16 protein-coding genes are annotated in these 19075 nt (G+C 39.3%); 9 read left to right on the plus strand and 7 right to left on the minus strand.

From position 1 onward, the window contains the following. Positions 1-77: 77 nt before the first annotated feature. The 3 genes from topA to AC2117_RS16550 form a co-directional block, all read right to left on the minus strand. Positions 78-2714: a type I DNA topoisomerase gene (topA, locus tag AC2117_RS16540; protein WP_042894703.1), complete on the minus strand. Its 2637-nt coding sequence runs from the start codon at positions 2712-2714 to the stop codon at positions 78-80. Between the two features lie 35 nt (positions 2715-2749). Next, positions 2750-3199 carry a hypothetical protein gene (locus AC2117_RS16545; protein WP_042894701.1) on the minus strand — a complete coding sequence of 150 codons (450 nt, stop codon included), beginning with the start codon at positions 3197-3199 and terminating at the stop codon, positions 2750-2752. Between the two features lie 147 nt (positions 3200-3346). Next, positions 3347-3724, minus strand: coding sequence for a winged helix-turn-helix transcriptional regulator (locus tag AC2117_RS16550; RefSeq protein ID WP_133975521.1), 378 nt, complete (start codon positions 3722-3724; stop codon positions 3347-3349). A 99-nt stretch (positions 3725-3823) separates the two neighbouring features. Here AC2117_RS16550 and AC2117_RS16555 point away from each other — a divergent pair, with 99 nt between their 5' ends. Further along, complete coding sequence (locus tag AC2117_RS16555) at positions 3824-4834, plus strand: zinc-binding alcohol dehydrogenase family protein (protein ID WP_133975523.1); 1011 nt, start codon at positions 3824-3826, stop codon at positions 4832-4834. Between the two features lie 55 nt (positions 4835-4889). On the opposite strand, the gene AC2117_RS16560 is transcribed toward AC2117_RS16555, so the two are convergent. Beyond that, positions 4890-5135 (minus strand): SlyX family protein, encoded by a 246-nt coding sequence (locus AC2117_RS16560; RefSeq protein WP_133975525.1) that lies wholly within the window; start codon positions 5133-5135, stop codon positions 4890-4892. A 32-nt stretch (positions 5136-5167) separates the two neighbouring features. Here AC2117_RS16560 and AC2117_RS16565 point away from each other — a divergent pair, with 32 nt between their 5' ends. The 4 genes from AC2117_RS16565 (at position 5168) to AC2117_RS16580 (ending at position 10327) form a co-directional block, all read left to right on the plus strand. Continuing rightward, the gene (locus AC2117_RS16565) at positions 5168-7078 is read left to right on the plus strand and encodes an ATP-binding cassette domain-containing protein (RefSeq protein ID WP_133975526.1); all 1911 of its coding nucleotides are present in this window, start codon (positions 5168-5170) and stop codon (positions 7076-7078) included. Between the two features lie 231 nt (positions 7079-7309). After that, positions 7310-7942, plus strand: a complete 633-nt coding sequence (locus AC2117_RS16570; RefSeq protein WP_133975528.1) for a LysE family translocator — start codon at positions 7310-7312, stop codon at positions 7940-7942. A gap of 116 nt (positions 7943-8058) precedes the next feature. Then, complete coding sequence (gene lpxL / locus AC2117_RS16575) at positions 8059-8994, plus strand: LpxL/LpxP family Kdo(2)-lipid IV(A) lauroyl/palmitoleoyl acyltransferase (protein ID WP_133975530.1); 936 nt, start codon at positions 8059-8061, stop codon at positions 8992-8994. 232 nt (positions 8995-9226) lie between these two features. Beyond that, a complete protein-coding gene (locus tag AC2117_RS16580; protein WP_133975532.1) occupies positions 9227-10327 on the plus strand; it encodes a glycosyltransferase family 4 protein in 1101 nt (366 codons plus the stop codon). 58 nt (positions 10328-10385) lie between these two features. Here AC2117_RS16580 and gltP read toward each other — a convergent pair whose 3' ends face one another. From gltP to AC2117_RS16595, 3 genes are all read right to left on the minus strand, one after another. Further along, complete coding sequence (gene gltP / locus AC2117_RS16585; RefSeq protein ID WP_133975534.1) at positions 10386-11672, minus strand: glutamate/aspartate:proton symporter GltP; 1287 nt, start codon at positions 11670-11672, stop codon at positions 10386-10388. A 538-nt stretch (positions 11673-12210) separates the two neighbouring features. Then, positions 12211-12528, minus strand: coding sequence for a hypothetical protein (locus AC2117_RS16590; RefSeq protein WP_133975535.1), 318 nt, complete (start codon positions 12526-12528; stop codon positions 12211-12213). Between the two features lie 279 nt (positions 12529-12807). Beyond that, positions 12808-13929, minus strand: coding sequence for an endonuclease/exonuclease/phosphatase family protein (locus AC2117_RS16595; protein ID WP_133975537.1), 1122 nt, complete (start codon positions 13927-13929; stop codon positions 12808-12810). Between the two features lie 187 nt (positions 13930-14116). Here AC2117_RS16595 and asd point away from each other — a divergent pair, with 187 nt between their 5' ends. The 4 genes from asd to AC2117_RS16615 all read left to right on the plus strand — a co-directional run bounded on the left by asd (position 14117) and on the right by AC2117_RS16615 (position 19070). Beyond that, positions 14117-15235 (plus strand): aspartate-semialdehyde dehydrogenase, encoded by a 1119-nt coding sequence (gene asd / locus AC2117_RS16600; RefSeq protein WP_042894691.1) that lies wholly within the window; start codon positions 14117-14119, stop codon positions 15233-15235. A gap of 148 nt (positions 15236-15383) precedes the next feature. Then, positions 15384-16730 carry a FimV family protein gene (locus tag AC2117_RS16605; RefSeq protein WP_133975539.1) on the plus strand — a complete coding sequence of 449 codons (1347 nt, stop codon included), beginning with the start codon at positions 15384-15386 and terminating at the stop codon, positions 16728-16730. Positions 16731-16789: 59 nt separating this feature from the next. Then, positions 16790-18043, plus strand: coding sequence for a hypothetical protein (locus tag AC2117_RS16610; protein ID WP_133975541.1), 1254 nt, complete (start codon positions 16790-16792; stop codon positions 18041-18043). A gap of 55 nt (positions 18044-18098) precedes the next feature. Then, entirely contained in the window at positions 18099-19070 is a 972-nt protein-coding gene (locus AC2117_RS16615; protein ID WP_133975544.1) for an asparaginase, read from the plus strand. Positions 19071-19075 lie beyond the last annotated feature (5 nt).

Genomic DNA, 19075 nt, shown 5'->3' on the forward strand with positions numbered 1-19075 from the left:
ATAAAATTAAATTTTTCTTTTATTGTTTTAGACATAAAAAATGCTAGCTGAGCTAGCATTTTTTATTGTGGACTTGTTTAGCCCTCAACCCATTTACCATCTTGATAAATCAGGCTCCATTTGGTTTGTTTACCTTCTGGTGTTTCTGAACCTACATATTGTGATTGATTCTTACGGCTGAATTTCACAACTGTTGGATTCCCTTCAGGATCTACATCTGGGGCTTGCAAAATAAATTGATATTTTGGATCAAGCTGAGCTGCAACGCTTCGTAGCTCTGCAACTTTTGGTGCACGTGTTTCACGAATTTTCGGGAATTTACTTGCTGCCAAAAATAGACCAGCCGCGCCATCACGTAACACAAAAAAGTCATCATGCTTCGCTGAGCGTAAATGCTCCATCTTGATTGGTTCTACACGCGGTGGTGCAGGTTGACCACTTTTCAAGACTTTACGGGTATTATCACAGCTCGTACAAGCGAAATATGGACCAAAACGTCCCGTCTTAAGTTGCATTTCGCCATCACATTTGTCACATGGAATGGTTGGGCCATCATAACCCTTAATCTTAAACTCACCTTCTTCAAGCTCAAAGCCATCACAGTCTGGGTTGTTACCACATACATGCAACTTACGGCCACCATCAATCACATAGCTGTCCATGGCAGTGCCACATTTCTCACAGCGATGCTTTGACATCAAGTCTGCTGTTTCAGCACCATCATCATCAGATAGCGCAGCCAAAGACTCAACAGGTGTTAAGTTCAGTGTACCTTTACAACGTTCTTTAGGTGGCAAGTTATAGCCAGAACACCCTAGGAATACACCAGTTGTACCCGTACGAATCTGCATTGGACGTGAGCATTCAGGGCAATGTACTGCTGGTACTTCAACCGGTTGGTTACGGCGCATTCCCTGCTCACCCTGAGCATTGGTTAGGCGTTTCTTAAAGTCGCCATAGAAAGTGTCTAGCAACTCTTTCCAGTTACGCTCACCTGTTGCGACCTTATCAAGCTGTCCTTCAAGATCTGCCGTAAAGGCATAGTTCATCAGGTTATTAAAACTTTCATCCAGACGATCCGTCACAATCTCGCCCATTTTTTCGGCAAAAAGACGACGGTTTTCTAACTTAACGTAACCACGTTCTTGAATGGTAGAAATAATAGCTGCATAGGTCGAAGGACGGCCAATACTACGTTTTTCAAGCTCTTTAACTAAAGATGCTTCAGTAAAACGTGCAGGTGGTTTAGTAAAGTGCTGACTTGGATCGAGCTTTTCTAACTTTAAGATTTCACCTACTTTAATTGCAGGTAAAATAATATCGTCATCTGACTTATTCGCTCCGCGTACTTTAGTGAAGCCTTCAAATACAAGCGTACGGCCTTTCGCCTTTAACTCAACATTCGCTGCTTCAACAATCAAAGTAGAAGATAAATATTCTGCTGGTGTCATTTGACACGCAACAAACTGACGCCAGATCAAATCATATAGACGTTGAGCATCACGCTCTACACCCGCAAGTTGATCACCAGTAAGCGCAACATTTGACGGACGAATCGCTTCATGGGCTTCTTGAGCACCCGCTTTGTTACCGTAGCGGTTTGGCTTTGCCGGTATATATTTTTCACCATATTGGCTTTCAATATGTGCACGGACCATACTTACTGCATCATCACTCAAGAAAGTTGAGTCAGTACGCATATAGGTAATGAAACCCGCTTCATACAAACGCTGCGCCAACATCATGGTTTTCTTCACAGAAAAACCTAAACGTGTACTTGCAGCTTGTTGCAAAGTTGAAGTGATATAAGGCGCGCTTGGATTAACCTTAGTCGGTTTATCTTCACGTTGTGCAACTTTATATTCAGCACCTTTTAAAACATCTAATAAAGCATCAGTTTCAGCTTTATTTTTTAGCTTTAATGTTTTTCCAGCCTGTTTAACCGCTTCAAGACGAATATCATCTTTTTTAGAAACCGTATCTGCAAAAACTTGCCAATATTCTTCAGGAATAAATGCGCGAATTTCACGTTCACGTTCAACAACCAGTTTCACTGCAACAGACTGTACACGTCCAGCAGATAAACCACGGGCAATTTTTTCCCAAAGTAATGGCGAAACCATAAAGCCCACGACTCGGTCTAAGAAACGGCGTGCTTGCTGAGCATTTACGCGATTTAGATCTAGACGTGTTGGCTGTTTAAATGCTTCTTGAATGGCATTTTTAGTAATTTCGTTGAACACTACGCGGTGATAACGACTGTCATCACCACCGATAACTTCTCTTAGGTGCCAAGCAATGGCTTCCCCTTCTCTATCCAAATCCGTTGCGAGATAGATCGCATCTGCATCTTTGGCAAGTTTCTTTAGTTCAGCAACGACATTTTCTTTACCTGGCAGAACTTCATAATGAGCTTCCCAGCCATGCTCTGGATCAACTCCCATACGGTTAACTAAAGCTTGACTAGCTTTTTGTTCTTTTTCGGCTTCAGAGAGTTTGGTCCGAGCAGCCGGCTTTTTCTCTGTTGATTTACTGCCGCCCGTTGGCAAGTCACGTACATGACCTACAGAAGACTTTACAATGAACTGCGAACCCAAATATTTATTGATGGTTTTCGCTTTGGCAGGCGACTCCACAATCACTAAGGCACGTTTAGGTGCAGCAGGTGCAGTAGATGCTGTGCTTTGAGATGCAGAGCGCGAGGTATTCGCCATATAAAATGTTATTCCTATACCAATAAATTTAAAAATCAGGCTGTAGCCAAGGCCAACAGATAAGCCTTCATCTCATCTAATTGTGTTGCTCTTAGGTCTGATTCCTCATCCCAATAAAGTCCTACACAGTTTGCCTGCATATCAATAGCATAAATCCCTTTTAATGCAATGGGAGAATCATTAAATTTCTCATCACCCTGAATTACTTTTAACTTGCCGTCTATAACGCGAGCACGCATTAAAGATAAACGGGCATCAGGAATCAATACACTATAATAAGCAACCATGCTGGCACGTTTTTCAGTCGCCATTGGAACATGTGTCCATTCAGGTGCAACAATTACGCGTGGATGTAGCCCTATTTTGCGAGCTTTGTCACGCATAATACCAAGTGCCTTTTCACGAGGGCTCACTCTTAAACCAAAAATGGAGCCTAGTACGAAAAGAACAATGATAACGGTAACCCAAATTCCCATATTGTCCATAGCAAAACCTATTAATCTCTTTTATTAGAGTTGCATAAGCTGACCAGAAAACGCAAGTTACATGATAAAAATAATGCCCAATAAGATAGCAAGGCCCAAAATATCGGCATTTCACAGTGCAAATTGTGTGAGTTTACTCAGATATATTTAAGGATTCTGATTGCGATCAACAAGTGCCAATTTACCAAACTGATCAAGATGGGCATCTCCCCATGTTTTTAAAGCAAGAAGAATCTGCTCCAAACCCTGCCCTAAATCAGTTAAAGAATACTCAACCTTAGGTGGAACCTGAGGATAAACTTCTCGATGAATAATCCCGTCTTGTTCTAACTCACGTAGCTGATTAGTTAACATTCTTTGGGTAATGCTCGGAACGCGCTTTCGAATTTCATTGAATCGTAAAGTGCCTTCATTAAACAAATGCCAAAGAATGACGCATTTCCACTTTCCATCAATCAAACTAATGGCTGCCTCAACAGAACAACCTGGAAAGCAATCAAAACTAGAATGCCGTGCTTTTGCCATTTTACAGTATCCTTTTTGACACTATGAGCGTTATTTGTCTGTAGTCACCAAATTTAAGCTTACGTTATGATCAAACTCTCAACAAGAGGAATCATAATTATGAAAGCTGTGGCATATCAAAAAGCGGGTTCTATTACATCGCCAGAGGCACTTATTGACGTCGAACTAGAGACACCTGTTACAGAGGGCTATGATCTACTGGTTCGCATACAAGCAATTTCAGTTAATCCAGTCGACACTAAAATTCGTAAGAATGTCAGTGCAGAGAATAATCAATGGAAAGTTCTTGGCTGGGATGCAGCAGGAGTGGTTGAAGCAATTGGAGATCAAGTTTCTCAATTTAAAGTTGGTGATTTAGTTTGGTATGCAGGTGCACTCAATCGTCAAGGGAGCAATAGTGAATTACAGTTGGTTGATGAACGCATCGTTGGTCATAAACCGAAGTCTTTAGAACCTACCGAAGCGGCAGCTCTCCCTTTAACCGCAATTACGGCGTGGGAAATGTTATTTGATCGATTACAGGTCCCAAAGGCTGCCCCAAAAAATACTTCAATTTTAGTCATTGGCGGTGCTGGCGGAGTAGGTTCAATTACGATTCAACTTCTTAAACAATTGACTAATCTAACGATTATTACAACGGCTTCACGATCAGAAACACAAGAATGGGTTAAGCAACTCGGTGCTGATTATGTGTTAGATCATCTTCAACCTTTAGCACCTCAAATAAAGCAACTTGGTTTAAATGCACCTTTATACGTTTTTTCAACCACGCAAACAGATCAACATTTATCAGATATCGTAGAGTTGATTGCACCACAAGGCCATTTTGGACTGATTGATGATCCGGCACAGTTAGACATTAAACCTTTTAAATCTAAGTCCGTATCAGTTCACTGGGAGTTTATGTTTACTCGTTCTATGTATCAAACCCAAGACATGACTAAACAAAGTGAATTACTCAATGAGGTTGCAGAGCTTGTTGACGCAGGTAAAATCAAAACCACAGTTACGCAAACTTTAACCCCGATTAATGCACAAAACTTAAAGTTAGCTCACCAGCAAATTGAAAGTGGCACAACAAAAGGGAAGATCGTATTACATAGCTTTTAAGCTCAACTTACGACTAAACTCTAATAAAATGGCAAGTATTGAACTTGCCATTTTATTAATAATGGGGCGGTTTATTGGTTGATGGATCAAAAGGAGCAATACCTTCGGATAAATCTGAAGATTCCACCCGTTGATAAAGAAATTGCATTTGTTTTTTTAAATCAGCTATTTCTTGGGTCTGAATAGCGAGTTGTTGATTTAATTCTTCAACTAAATCATCCAAAAATGTAATTCGCACTTGCAAATCTTCAATGGGTGCGGACAATGACGCTTGATCATCATGATATGGTGGTTTAGTCATTTAAATCCTCATTTGAGATTCTGGAAAACATTATGGCCTATATTACCCTAAGGGATGTCCAACTTGCTTTTGGCGGACCTGCCTTGCTCGATGGCGCGAACTTTAATCTAGAACGTGGCGAACGAGTCTGTTTAATTGGGCGTAATGGTGAAGGTAAGTCTACTTTACTTAAACTCATCGAGGGAAGCCTATTACCAGATTCTGGTGAAGTTTCCATTCAAAATGGTTTAACTGTCTCAATGTTAGCCCAAGACGTTCCAATGGACTCAGGCAAAGTAGCCGACATTGTGGCAGATGGTGCCGGAGAAGCGGCAGAAGTACTCAGGGCTTATCATGAAGCGACCGACGCTTGTATGCTAGGAGATATGGAAGCCTGTGACCGTATGGGTAACCTTCAGCATAAACTAGACCAGTTAGACGGCTGGGCACTAGAGAACAAGGTAAATGCTCTTTTAAGTAAAATGGGGCTTGATCCAAATGCAGACTTAGCAGACTTATCTGGTGGACGTAAACGCCGTGTTTTATTAGCGCGCGCTCTTTTGACACAACCAGACGTATTACTGCTCGACGAACCGACGAACCATTTAGATGTTGAAAGTATTGAATGGCTAGAAAAATTCTTACTCGATCAAAATAATTTAACGCTTCTGTTTATTTCACATGACCGTTCTTTTGTAGATAGTATTGCAACTCGAATTGTTGAACTCGATCGTGGCGTTTTACGCACGTATGAAGGCAACTATTCACGTTATTTAGAGCTTAAAGCTCAGCAAATGGAAGCAGAAGAAAAACAGAATGCTTTATTTGATAAAAAATTAGCAGAAGAAGAGGCTTGGATTCGTCAAGGTATTAAGGCTCGTCGTACCCGTAATGAAGGCCGCGTTCGTGCTTTAAAAGCTTTGCGTGACGAATCAAAAGCACGTCGCTCACAACAAGGCAAAGTGAGTATGGCGACTCAAGACGCCAATCGTTCGGGTAAATTAGTCTTTGATATCGAAAACTTAAGCGTATCTTATGGTGACAATCTACTGATCAAAGATTTTTCTGCTCTTGTCATGCGTGGTGACCGTATTGGTTTAGTCGGTGATAACGGTGTTGGTAAAACGACATTAATTAAAGCCATTTTAGGTACAATCGAACATGGTGGTTCAGTTAAAACAGGCACCCAGTTGGAAGTTGCTTATTTTGACCAATTGCGTAATGCCTTAGACCTTGAAAAAACAGTCATGGCCAACGTTTCAGAAGGCTCTGATTTTGTTGATGTGAATGGTAACCGTCGTCATATTTACAGCTACCTTCAAGACTTCCTATTTTCACCTGAACGTGCCCGTACTCCAGTAAAAGCACTTTCTGGTGGTGAACGAAATCGTATCTTACTGGCTAAATTGTTGCTCAAACCGTCCAATCTGATTGTAATGGATGAGCCAACCAATGATTTAGACATGGTTACACTCGAGCTTCTCGAAGAAATGTTATCCGATTACAAAGGAACCTTGCTTCTCATTAGCCATGACCGTGCCTTTATGGACAACGTGGTAACGTCGACGTGGGTATTTGATGGTAAAGGTAACATTGCAGAGTACATCGGTGGCTATCAAGATTATTTACAACAGCGTCCAGATGATAAAGTTGTAGATCAGAAATCTGATGTAAAAAAAGCTCAGGCAAAAGCTGAAGCTGAAAAAGCCGCAGCTCAGAACAGTGTTAAAAAAGTCAAACTTAGTTATAAAGATCAGCGTGAACTTGAACAATTACCCGCTGAAATTGAAAAGCTGGAAACTGAACAAGCTGAACTTTCAAATAAATTAGCTGATGGTTCATGGTTTGTGAGTAATGCTGATGCAGCAACAAAAGCAAGCCAACGTCTTACGGAAATTGACGAGTTATTACTTGAAAAATTGGAACGCTGGGACGTACTTGAACAAATGAGTAAAGGAAACTAATCAGCTTTACTTTCCTAAAAAGAACGTAAAAAGAGCCTCCTTAAATTTAGGGGGCTTTTTTATATTGCGAATATAAGCTTTTTAAAAATCAAATCCTATACATCACATAATGGTAATCGATTATATCTTTTCTATTTTCAGTATTTTAAAAATAGCCTTAGACTTGAATATAAGATTTATAAAAATAATTATGCTATACCTAACAACATAATAATATTGGAGTGTTTTCGCATGCTGGAGCTTTCTCAAATTTTGGCATTTGGACTAATTTGTTTGGCGATGGTACTCACTCCTGGCCCCAATATGATTTACCTGATTTCCCGCTCAATTTGCCAAGGGAAAACAGCAGGATTTATCTCTTTAGGCGGCGTAGCTGTAGGTTTTATCTTTTATATGCTTTGCGCATCTTTTGGTATTACGGCGTTAATTGTCGCTGTTCCCTACGCTTATGACACCATTCGGATTGCTGGTGCAATTTATTTACTTTGGCTTGCATGGAAAGCACTACGACCAAATGCCGCCCCTATTTTTAATCTAAAAGATTTATCAGTAGATTCCCCAGCTAAACTTTTTTTAATGGGTTTTGCGACCAACTTGCTTAATCCTAAAATTGCCATTATGTATTTATCTTTACTGCCACAGTTTATTCACCCCCAACAAGGCAGTATTTTATGGCAATCAATTCAACTTGGTACAATTCAAATTTTTGTAAGCGTTTCAGTAAATGCTCTTATTGTACTTTCTGCAGGTAGCATTGCACTTTTTCTACAACAAAAGCCTCTTTGGGCAAATATACAACGCTGGCTCATGGGAACTGTATTGGCCGGCCTCGCTGTTAAAATTCTTTTAGAAAATCGCCGATAACCCAGCCTTCTTATTTCATCCTCTCTTAACACTCAATTGAACAGTGTATTACGACGATAAATTCAGTTCGTGATACACTTTTGCCAGTTTTAACTTTTTGAAATCTTTTTATCGTTATGAGCCAAAAGCAGCCTTATACGCCCGGTGAGTTTCAATGGTCCTTTTTATTGCCTAAATATTGGGGTGTTTGGATTGCTATTGTTTTTTTAATGCTTTTGGCTATTTTACCGTGGGCCATACAATGGCGTCTGGCGCATGGTGTAGCGAATCTGGCTTGGAAATATTTAAAATCACGCCGTAAAACAACTATTCGTAATTTAGAAGTCTGCTTTCCTGAATGGTCTGCCGATAAAGTTCAGCAACAAGCGCAACAAGTTTTTGTCGACATGATGCTAGGCGTGTTTGAAACATTAAATGCTTGGTATAAACCTGATTGGTTCAAAAACCGAGTTACTATTGAAGGTTTAGAACATATTACAAATGCTCAAGCTCAGGGTAAAGGTGTTTTATTACTAGGCACTCATAGCACGCTTCTTGATGCAGGCGGCTATCTTTGTGCTCAATATTTTGAACCTGATGTTGTCTATCGCCCTCAAAACAACCCCTTACTCGACATGCTGATTTATCGTTGCCGTGGCACAATTTATAAAGCACAAATCGATCATGACGATATGCGTGGTTTAATTCGTCACCTTAAAGATGGCGATGCAATTTGGTATAGCCCAGATCAAGACTTTGGGCTCAAACAAGGCGTGATGGCACCTTTCTTTGGTGTACCAGCAGCCACAGTCACTGCACACCGCCGCTTATTGAAAATCTCAAAAGCAGTTGCTGTACCTTTATATTTCTACCGCCATGGAGACCTTAAGAACCCGAAATATCATGTTCTGATTGAACCTGCGGTCGACAATATGCCAAGTGAAGATGAAGTTGATGATGCAACACGCGTCAATAAAATTATTGAAAATCAACTTAGAATCGCACCAACTCAATATATGTGGTTCCACCGTCGCTTTAAAACACGTCCTGAAGGATATGAAGAAATCTATTAATAATCCTCAGTAACGGCCGCACGGTAGTAATAAACATCTAAATAATATCCAGTATGTACTATCGTGCGAAGGCGACAAGGATGTCGCCCGTTGGACTACGACATCACGGATGTGTCGTTAGTCCAACAAATGGTTTTGTTACTTTTGCCAAAACAAAAGTAAGGAGTAAACTCCAAATATTGAATGAATAAACTGCAAGACTCCGCTTTGCTACAACCTAAAGGCAAAAATAATGAAAGTGATGCAACTTCTCCCAGAACTCAACAGCGGTGGCGTAGAACGCGGCACACTTGAAATCGCACGTGCGCTTGTTGCACAAGGCCATCAGTCTATTGTTGTGTCCAATGGCGGGCGCTTAGTTTCACAGCTCGAAGCTGAAGGTTCTACTCACCTAACACTACCGATTCATAAAAAGTCACTTTCAAGCCTGTGGCAGATCCGGCCTTTACGCCAGCTTATTGAACAGCATCAGCCCAACATTGTTCATGTCCGTTCTCGTGTACCTGCATGGTTAACTTATTTTGCTTTAAGAAAAATACCTAAAAATAAACGCCCTCATCTCATTAGCACGGTGCATGGCTTCTACTCAGTCAATCGTTATAGCGCAATTATGACTCAAGCCGAGAAAGTCATTGCTGTTTCTGACAGCGTGGTTAAATACATCACTGACCATTATAAAAACTGCCCTCCCCAAGATATTGTTCGCATTTATCGAGGGATTGACCCAGCTGCTTTTCCGCATAACTATCACCCTCCAGCACAATGGTTTAATCAAGTTTTTAATGACTTTCCTGAACTCGAAAATAAATTTTTACTTTGCTTACCTGGCCGTATTACACGTTTAAAAGGCCATGAAAGCTTAATTGAACTTATGCAAAAACTAGGTGAACAATATCCTCAACTACATGCGGTTGTGGTCGGCGGTGCTGATACAAAAAAACAGGCCTATTTAAATGAGCTGCAAAGCACCATTCAAAGTAAAGGACTTGCAGATAAAATTACCTTCGTAGGACATCGCTCAGATATACGTGAATGGCTCGCTTTTAGCGATATTGTCTTATCACTATCTAATCAAGCTGAAACATTTGGTAGAACAGCCTTAGAAGCGCTCTCAGTAGGTACACCAGTCATTGGCTGGAACCGTGGAGGTGTTGCCGAGATTTTATCTAATGTCTATCCACAAGGTCTTGTTGAAGTAGAAAATGAAACGGCTTTACTGGAAACAGTGAAAAAACATATTGAGCAGCCTCAAGCCGTTGACCCCGTTACTATGTTTAGCTTGAAAGACATGTGTGATCAGACACTAGCTCTATATGAGTCAGTACTAAAATGACTCCATAAAAAAACCCGCGATCAACGCGGGTTTTTATTACAACTAGAAAAAGTCTGGTTTATTTAAACGATGCTTCATAAGCTGCTGCTTTTTCAGAGTCGTATTGTTTTTCCCATTTACTAATTACAAGTACTGCAAGTGCATTACCTACAACGTTCAACGCTGTACGTGCCATATCCATGATACGGTCAACACCTGCAATAAATGCCAAGCCTTCTACAGGAATACCAACACTACCTAATGTGGCAAGTAACACAACAAATGATACGCCAGGAACACCCGCAATACCTTTAGAAGTAATCATTAAAGTTACAACTAAAATGACTTGTTGGCTAATTGACATTTCGATACCGTAAAGCTGTGCAATAAAGATTGCTGCGATACTTTGGTAAAGCGTAGAACCATCAAGGTTAAATGAATAACCTGTTGGAATAACAAAACTAGAAATTGCTTTAGGCGCGCCATAAGCTTCCATCTTTTGCATAATACGCGGTAAAACTGTTTCTGAACTTGCAGTTGAAAATGCCAAAATCAATTCATCTTTTAAAATCTTAAGTAAGATAAAGATATTAATTCCGAACATTTTTGCAGTTAAACCAAGTACCACTAAAGCAAAGAACAAAATCGCACTATATACCAATACGACTAACTTGCCCAAAGGAATAAGTGAAGCGAAACCAAAGTTTGCAACGGTTACTGCTATCAGGCCGAATACACCCACAGGCGCATACTTCATGATGATATGCGTTACGCGGAACATTGTTTCTGAAACTGCATGAAACACATTCAACAATGGGTCTTTAGTGGTTGCTGGTAATGAAGATAACCCCACACCAAATAACACAGCAAAGAAAATCACAGGTAACATTTCGCCATGCGCCATTGAACTAATAATGTTCGTTGGGATAAGCGATAATATTGTTTGAATAAGACCATGTGACTGAGACTGAACTTCTTCAGTTGTATGCTTGTATTGAGAAATATCTGACTGCACCAACTGAGACATATCAATGCCTGAGCCTGGGTGGAAAATATTTGCTGCAACCAAGCCAACCAAAATAGCAATAGTCGTAATAATTTCAAAATAGAGAATGGTTTTAAAACCAAGTCGTCCTAAACTTTTCGTACTGCCAACACCGGCAATACCTAAAATTAAGGTTGAGAAAACGATTGGAATAACAATCATTTTAATCAAGCTAATAAAAATCTTACCCAATGGAGCAAGAAAATTATTCACAATACTATCTTTGATTTCAGGCTGGTTATGTAAAACAGCCCCGACAACTATCCCTAGGATTAAAGCAATTAAAATTTGCCAAGCAAGGCTAAATTTAAAATTCTTCATAAGACAATCCTTATGCACCGCAAAGTATCAAATATGAGAGGGAGAAGACCACTAGCTAAGAGTGAAACCTCAATATGTACAGTAATTTCCAAACAGAAACTTAAATGCACAAACAAATCACAGCTCGCCGCTCCGGCGAGATAAACAACAATGCCTGTTGACGATCCAACATGTCAACGATCGGCACATTCTATTGAGATTTGCCAATTAAACAACCCCAATTTATATCTAAATAAAACAAATACCATGCTGATAGATAAAAAAACTAAAAAAACAATTACTTAAACAGAATAAAAATTGTATCTCTTCCTAAAAAAACAGCCAAAGTATTAGAAAAACTTACTATTGATATGCGTAGTTAAAAAGTTTTAAAAATTAAATATTTCTTAAAAAGAACAAAAATTACAATAACTTGTGACTATCTATTCAATAAACAATGTCTAGAATTCACTTTATGAAAGGCTCAGGTAAATGCAGTTAACTTATGCCGAAAAATATAGAATGAATCTCTTTCCGTCTCAGCTATAAAAGCTACAACCTACCCTTTAAATATTTTAAATCTAACCATAAGCCAAATTATGAAGGGCCAAAAAACCGTATTGATAATATCGTGTACACTTGCGCCAACTCGCCAATAACCGTAATTTATCAGATCATCACGGGCATCAAACAACTCTGCACCAATAGCAATAATAATAGTTGCCCATATTGCCCAAGACGATTTCAATTGACGATGATGAAAAAAGGCAACTATAAAAAATACAGCTAAGCCGGCATAGATATGTAAGGCATCACGCGCTAAATCAGTTAAATTAACAATATAAATTTTGAACTCTTGAAAGTTTGATAAATACATAGCTGTTTATTTTCTTGATATTTAAAAAAGCATAACCCGAGTTCTGCGTCCTGCAAAACTCGGGTAAATGAGGTTGTGCTTTCAGGTTAATCGTTATTTTTATCGTTTCCGTTCCAACATCTGATCCGTGATGCTATTCCATATCAGCTTAATGTATCCTTACGTGGGATCGTCCATTCCCGTTTCCGTGTGCCGATGAATGTAGAATACGTTTTTTATAACCATCTGCCTATTCGCCCTAGACTCAAATCTTTGTACGATATTGCTTACATTTCATTTTCATATACTTTTCTCTTTATAAGGCTGTGCGATTTCATCAGTCACTATTTTCTCTTCTTTTTCAGCCTTTGCAATTCCTTCTTGTATAGCGGTTTGAGCCTCTTCTTCATCGGTTTGAGTTTGTTCCAATTCTTCTTGAACTTGTTCAAATATCCGACCGGTCTGCAAAACGACATACACAGGAAAATGATCAGATCCAATATGTGGCAAACGTTGCATTTTAACTAAACCAAAGTCTGTACTATGAAAAATATGGTCTAAAGACCAACGCAGTAATGGATAATCTGCATGAAAAGTATTAATGAAATGTCGGCCAACCCGTGGGTCAAGTAATCCGCTAATCCGCTGAAATAAACGTGTAGTACGTGACCACGCTACATCATTTAAATCCCCCATCACAATACAGCTTTCATCTAAGTCTTTAATCTGATCCCCAACAATTAAAAGTTCGGCATCTCGTAAAGTCGAATCTTTCGCTTCAGTTGGGCTCGGTGGCTTTGGGTGCAAACAATAGAGTTGAACTGACATTCCTGAACGCAGCGTTACAGTGGTGTGAATCGAAGGAATTTCATCACTTAAAATAAATTTAACTTCAGTATTAGATAAAGGTAAACGGCTATATAAATGCATTCCATATAAATTATCTAAAGGCACAGGAACACGATACGGGTAGTTTTGTTCAATTCCGTTTAAAGCATTTTCCCATATCTTGTCACTTTCTAAGGTAAGCAGTAAATCAGGCTGTAATGTCTGAACCTGTTCAAGAAGTAAATGATATTTATCATTAGGGGTTAGAACGTTAGATACAATCAATGAGATCTGCTTTTGAGGATCTAATTGAGACCGTCTCACCTGTTTAACCTGTTTTTTCCAGAGCAAGGTATAAGGCAAAACCATTTTAAGCTGATAGGCGATGGCAGCGATGAGCACAGCAAGCAATATTTCACGCCATAGATTCCATTCGGTAGGCCAAAACAGCATGCCCACAAAGGCTAATAGTCCAACAAATAAAATCTGCAAACGGGGGAAATCGGCGCCTCGAAACCACCACTCATCACGAGGAATAAGTGACCAGAAACTTAACCAAATCACCAGACCAGCTAAAACTTCGATATAAATCATTGAATTTTCTCTTTTAAGATGATTTGATTTTTAAATTTTTTGTCATCTTTATCAATTTTGTATGTAACATAAACAAGATATTCTACTCAATAAACATGGTGTTTTCTTTCTGTAACGCTTGCAGTTGTGGACACTTTTGATACACTCAACTCCCCCTAACAATTTTAACGCACCGAGGCAAAATGACATGAAAGTAGGTCTGGTCGGTTGGCGCGGGATGGTCGGTTCCGTCCTTATGCAACGTATGGTTGAAGAGAATGATTTTGCTCATATTGAGCCATTTTATTTCTCTACCAGTAATGCAGGTGGTGAAGCTCCTTCATTTGGTGGTAAGACTGCCCCAGCACTTATGGAAGCTACAGACATTAATAGTCTGAAGCAAATGGATGTCATTATTACCTGTCAAGGTGGTGACTATACGTCTGAAGTTTTCCCACAGTTAAAAGCAACTGGTTGGAATGGCTACTGGATTGATGCAGCCTCTACTTTACGTATGTCAGATGATGCAATCATCGTTCTTGACCCAGTAAACCTTAACGTTATCAAAGACGGCTTGGTTAACGGCACCAAAACTTTCGTTGGCGGTAACTGTACAGTATCGCTTATGTTGATGGGTGTAGGTTCACTTTTCCAAAATAATTTGGTTGAGTGGATGACTGCTATGACTTATCAAGCAGCATCAGGCGCTGGCGCACAAAACATGCGTGAGCTTATTACTGGTATGGGCTACTTATATAACAATACCAAAACATTGTTAGATGATCCTAAATCTGCAATTTTGGATATTGATCGTCAAGTTGCTGAGTTACAACGTGGTGAAGGTTTCCCATCTGCTAACTTTGGTGTGCCATTAGCTGGATCGTTGATTCCTTACATTGATAAGCAACTTGAAAGCGGTCAGTCAAAAGAAGAGTGGAAAGGTCAGGTTGAAACCAACAAGATCTTGGGTAATTCACAAATTGTTCCAATTGATGGTCACTGTGTCCGTATTGGCGCGATGCGTTGTCACTCTCAAGCATTGACGATCAAGTTGAAAAAAGATGTCCCACTTGATGAAATCGAAGATATGATTCGTACTTCAAACCAATGGGCGAAAGTTGTACCAAACACTCGTGAAGCGTCTATGACTGACCTTACACCTGTTGCTGTAACTGGTACTTTAACTGTACCTGTTGGCCGTTTGCGTAAACTTAATATGGGTAAAGAATATTTAGGCGCATTCACAGTAGGTGACCAATTACTTTGGGGCGCTGCTGAACCTTTACGTCGCATGTTACGTATCTTAGTAGAATATAAGAACTCATAATTTGGTCTGAATTATTCAGTCAAAACAAAAAGCCGATCACATTAGATCGGCTTTTTCGTAACTGGTTTGTGAAAAAATTACAATTTATTTACATTTCATTATTGTATAATTTTGAACGACTTTACGACTTATTAGGTCATGGATTGAGATGACTGTTTATAACAAATTAAAAATTGCCATTTTCACCATTATGTCTTCGCCTTCTATTTATGCGATTACATTAGACCCTATACAAATTCAGTCCGCACCCGGCGATTTGTTATATGCAGAAATGAACTTCCAGCAAGCTGATCCCAATTCCACTTTGCAAGTCAGTTTAGCAACCCCCGAAGATTTAAGTGCTTTGGGCGTAACTCATCAGCCGCCGGGAAATCTTAATTTTTATACACGCCAAAATGGACAAGGTTCTGGGGTTATTGTTATTACCTCATCCCGCCCTGTTATTGATCCTGAACTCAATATTGTTGTAAAAATCAGTGAAGGCTCTGCAACTCGTTTGCAGCATATCAAAACTGTAATTAAGCCCTCTTCTATAAAAAAGACCGAAAATAACGAAAGTACTTTATCACCTCAGCTTGTCCTGAATGAAAAGGATATTGCTTTAAATCTGCCAGAAAGTACCCAATATGCTTCATCAACTTCGCCCCCAACTACAATAAACTCAAATAGTGAACAAAGTCTTAATATCAACGCTGGGACTGCCCCCGCGATAAATACGAATTCAACTCCCTCACTTAGCGAAAAATCTTCGGCTCAGGCAGCTCAACAAATTGCAATAAGTCCTACTCCTGATCAGGCGAAAACAAAAGCTCTCACTAAGTCAGATGCAAATAATTCACCAAAACCGTCGGTTAAAAATTTAGCAGTACAAAAGAAGTCTGTTCCATCCAAAAAGCTCAGTCAAAATTCTGCAAAGAAACAAACCCTAAGTCCGTCTAGAGGACCAATAACTTCAAGTAAATATGTAGTACAACACAATGAGTCTTTATGGAGCATTGCTAATCGTATTGCAGCGAAAACCAAACAGCCAGTTGCAAAAGTCATGCATGATATTCAAAAACAAAATCAGCATGCTTTTATTCAAGGCGATGTAAACCGTTTACGTCAGGGAATCGCTCTAAAACTCGCCCATACTCCTGCCACTCAAAATCAGCAAAATAAATCAAAAACAGAAATAACGCGTACTAAAAAATCACCTTCTGGCCAAGCTAAATACCGTTTGCAACAAGCAGAAATGAGTATCGTGGCTGAAAACAGCCAAAATTCTACCCATGGAAGTGCTAAAAAGAGCACACAACAAAGTCAAAACAATACTGAGTTAGCAGTAAAAGTTATGACAAAAAGAGAAAAAAACGTTACATTACAAAGGAATGTAACCAAACTGAATCAAACTTTACGTTTAAAAGACCAGCGTATTCAACTTTTGAATGCACGTTTGGCAGAGTTACAACAGCAGTTACAAGCACAGCAGCAAACTCATAAGCAAAAACATTAAGTTAAAACCAGAGTTAGCTCGCTTTATATTGCAAATATTTATTTTTTAAGGGGAAAGTAATGCTATATGTGATTCCGTTCATCATATTACTCGTGGTCGCTGTTATTTTAAAAAAACGCGAGAATAGCCAGAAACAAGAGGCCACCTCCCCTAAAATGCTAAATAAAAAAACCAATAAAAAAGCAAACTCTAAATCGAGTAAAAACTCCCGTGAAAAAAGTAAAGCACATGAGGTAGAAGAAACACTTCTATCTATTCCACAGAGCAGTCCTGTTCCAGAAGCTGTACGTCAAAAAATCCAACAGCTCATTCAAGAAAAGCAATATTCAGCCGCTGAAGCTCAAGTGAATCAGGCGTTAAAAAAAGATAATACTCAACATGAGCTTTATTTATTATTGCTTGAAGTTCATATTGCACAGAAAGATGAATTTGCCATAACGCAATTGATTAGTCATATTCGTAGCTTGACATTAAATAAAATAGTGGCTCAAGCAGAAACTAGACAAAAAGAATATGAGTCTTCAAGACAATCTGATGCCATCGATTTCCCTCAAGCTCAAACATATAAAGAACCAAAAAATACACCTGACACAACAGCTCAGTTTGACCAATTAACAACAAGTTCTTCTGAAGCTTCTTTCGATGACTTGCAGAAAGACTATGCACCTGTAAAGCAAGAACCTGTTGTTGAAGTTGAACCTCTAGAATTTAATTTCTCATTTGAGCAAAAAACAACAGAAGTCGATTCTGCTAAACCTGAAGATAAAATTAGCACTGAAACAGACAGTGAAACAAATGACTTAAATACTTTAGAGTTTTCATTTGATTTAGAGTCTATCCCAAATAAAGCAGAAAAGTCTTTTGAGACTACCTCTGAATTGTCTGTTGAAACAATCAAAATTGATACAACCGCTACGCCAGACATTGATCTTGATTTTAGTGATTTTTCAATAGATAAAGACACTGCTTCACAAAGCAATATCTCTCAAGAAACCGTCTTAGAAGAAAATATTCAAACTCAGCCGTTATCAATTGAAACCCTTGAGTTTTCGTTAAACCCTATAGAGTCTGAAGATAACCAACCGAATTTAAATGAATCAGAACTTAGTCTTGAAAACAACGACCCACTTGTCCAAGCTTTTCCAGAATTAAAACAGTTAGATGAAAATGAACTCGACTTACAACTTGCAGAGCAGTACATCAAGTTAGGTGCTTACCCAGCCGCTCATGCTTTGTTGGCAAGTAATGAGCAAAAATTCAACACAGAGCAACAACAACGTGCGAAAAATCTACTAAATCGCATAGCTTCTTAAAGCTGATCGTTTTACCATAAGCAGTCAAAGATGACTGCTTTTATGCCTGAAAAAGATGAAAAAAATAGCCTTATTTTATATGGGTGGTACTTTTGGTTGTGTAGGTGAACCTTTAGCGCCTATGCCTTATGACCAGTTTTTGCCTCAACTTGAGAAAGTTATACCGCCTCACTTAACGGTTGACTGTTTTGCTGCACCCAATATTGTAGATAGCAGCGCTTGTACAGCGCCTGATTGGCTACGTCTTATTCAACGTATACAACAGCTCCAACTCGAAGGCTATCAGCACTTCGTCGTTATTCATGGTACAGATACACTCAGTTATGCTTCTGCGACTCTAGCTCGTTTTTTAGGACAGAGTTGTCATGTGGTTATTACTGGCAGTCAATATCCTCTTCTTAACATTCAAGGAGATAATACCCGTGAGTTTACTGATGCAATTGATAATTTATATCTTGCATTAGAGCAGGCGATTAGCTTACCAGTGGGTACTTACCTTGCTTTTCATCATCAAGTATTTCATGCACAAACTGTGTTAAAGACACATACGACTGAACTTGACGCTTTTTCCGGCCTTAAAGCTGAGTCTGAATTTACACCTCAGCAAAATAGGCTGATTGTGCAAGATACGCAAATCGAGCGTGCAGCATCTTTTCAAATTTTGAATTGGATGATGCAACCTATCGCGACTACTCAACTTGTTCAGCAATTACGAAACTTACTGCCAGCCCCACCTCAATTTTTAGTATTACAGGGTTTTGGTACTGGAAACATAGCCGTTAATCAAGAGTTACTAGCAACATTAGATGAGCTCTATACACATGGCTGCGTTCCAGTTCTTACCACTCAGGTTACCTTTGGTGGTATTGATCAACGCTATGCGATTAGTGAGTGGACCAAAACTGCAAAAATTGTCATTAGTGATGCACATAGTCATGCAGATCTCTATGCAAAAGCACTTCAAATCTATTTAAAATACTCAACCCCAGAACAGTGGCTCAGCCATTGGAACGAAAATTTGCATTAAATAGA

It is taken from the genome of Acinetobacter calcoaceticus, assembly GCF_900520355.1.
Classification (GTDB): Bacteria; Pseudomonadota; Gammaproteobacteria; order Pseudomonadales; family Moraxellaceae; genus Acinetobacter; species Acinetobacter calcoaceticus_C.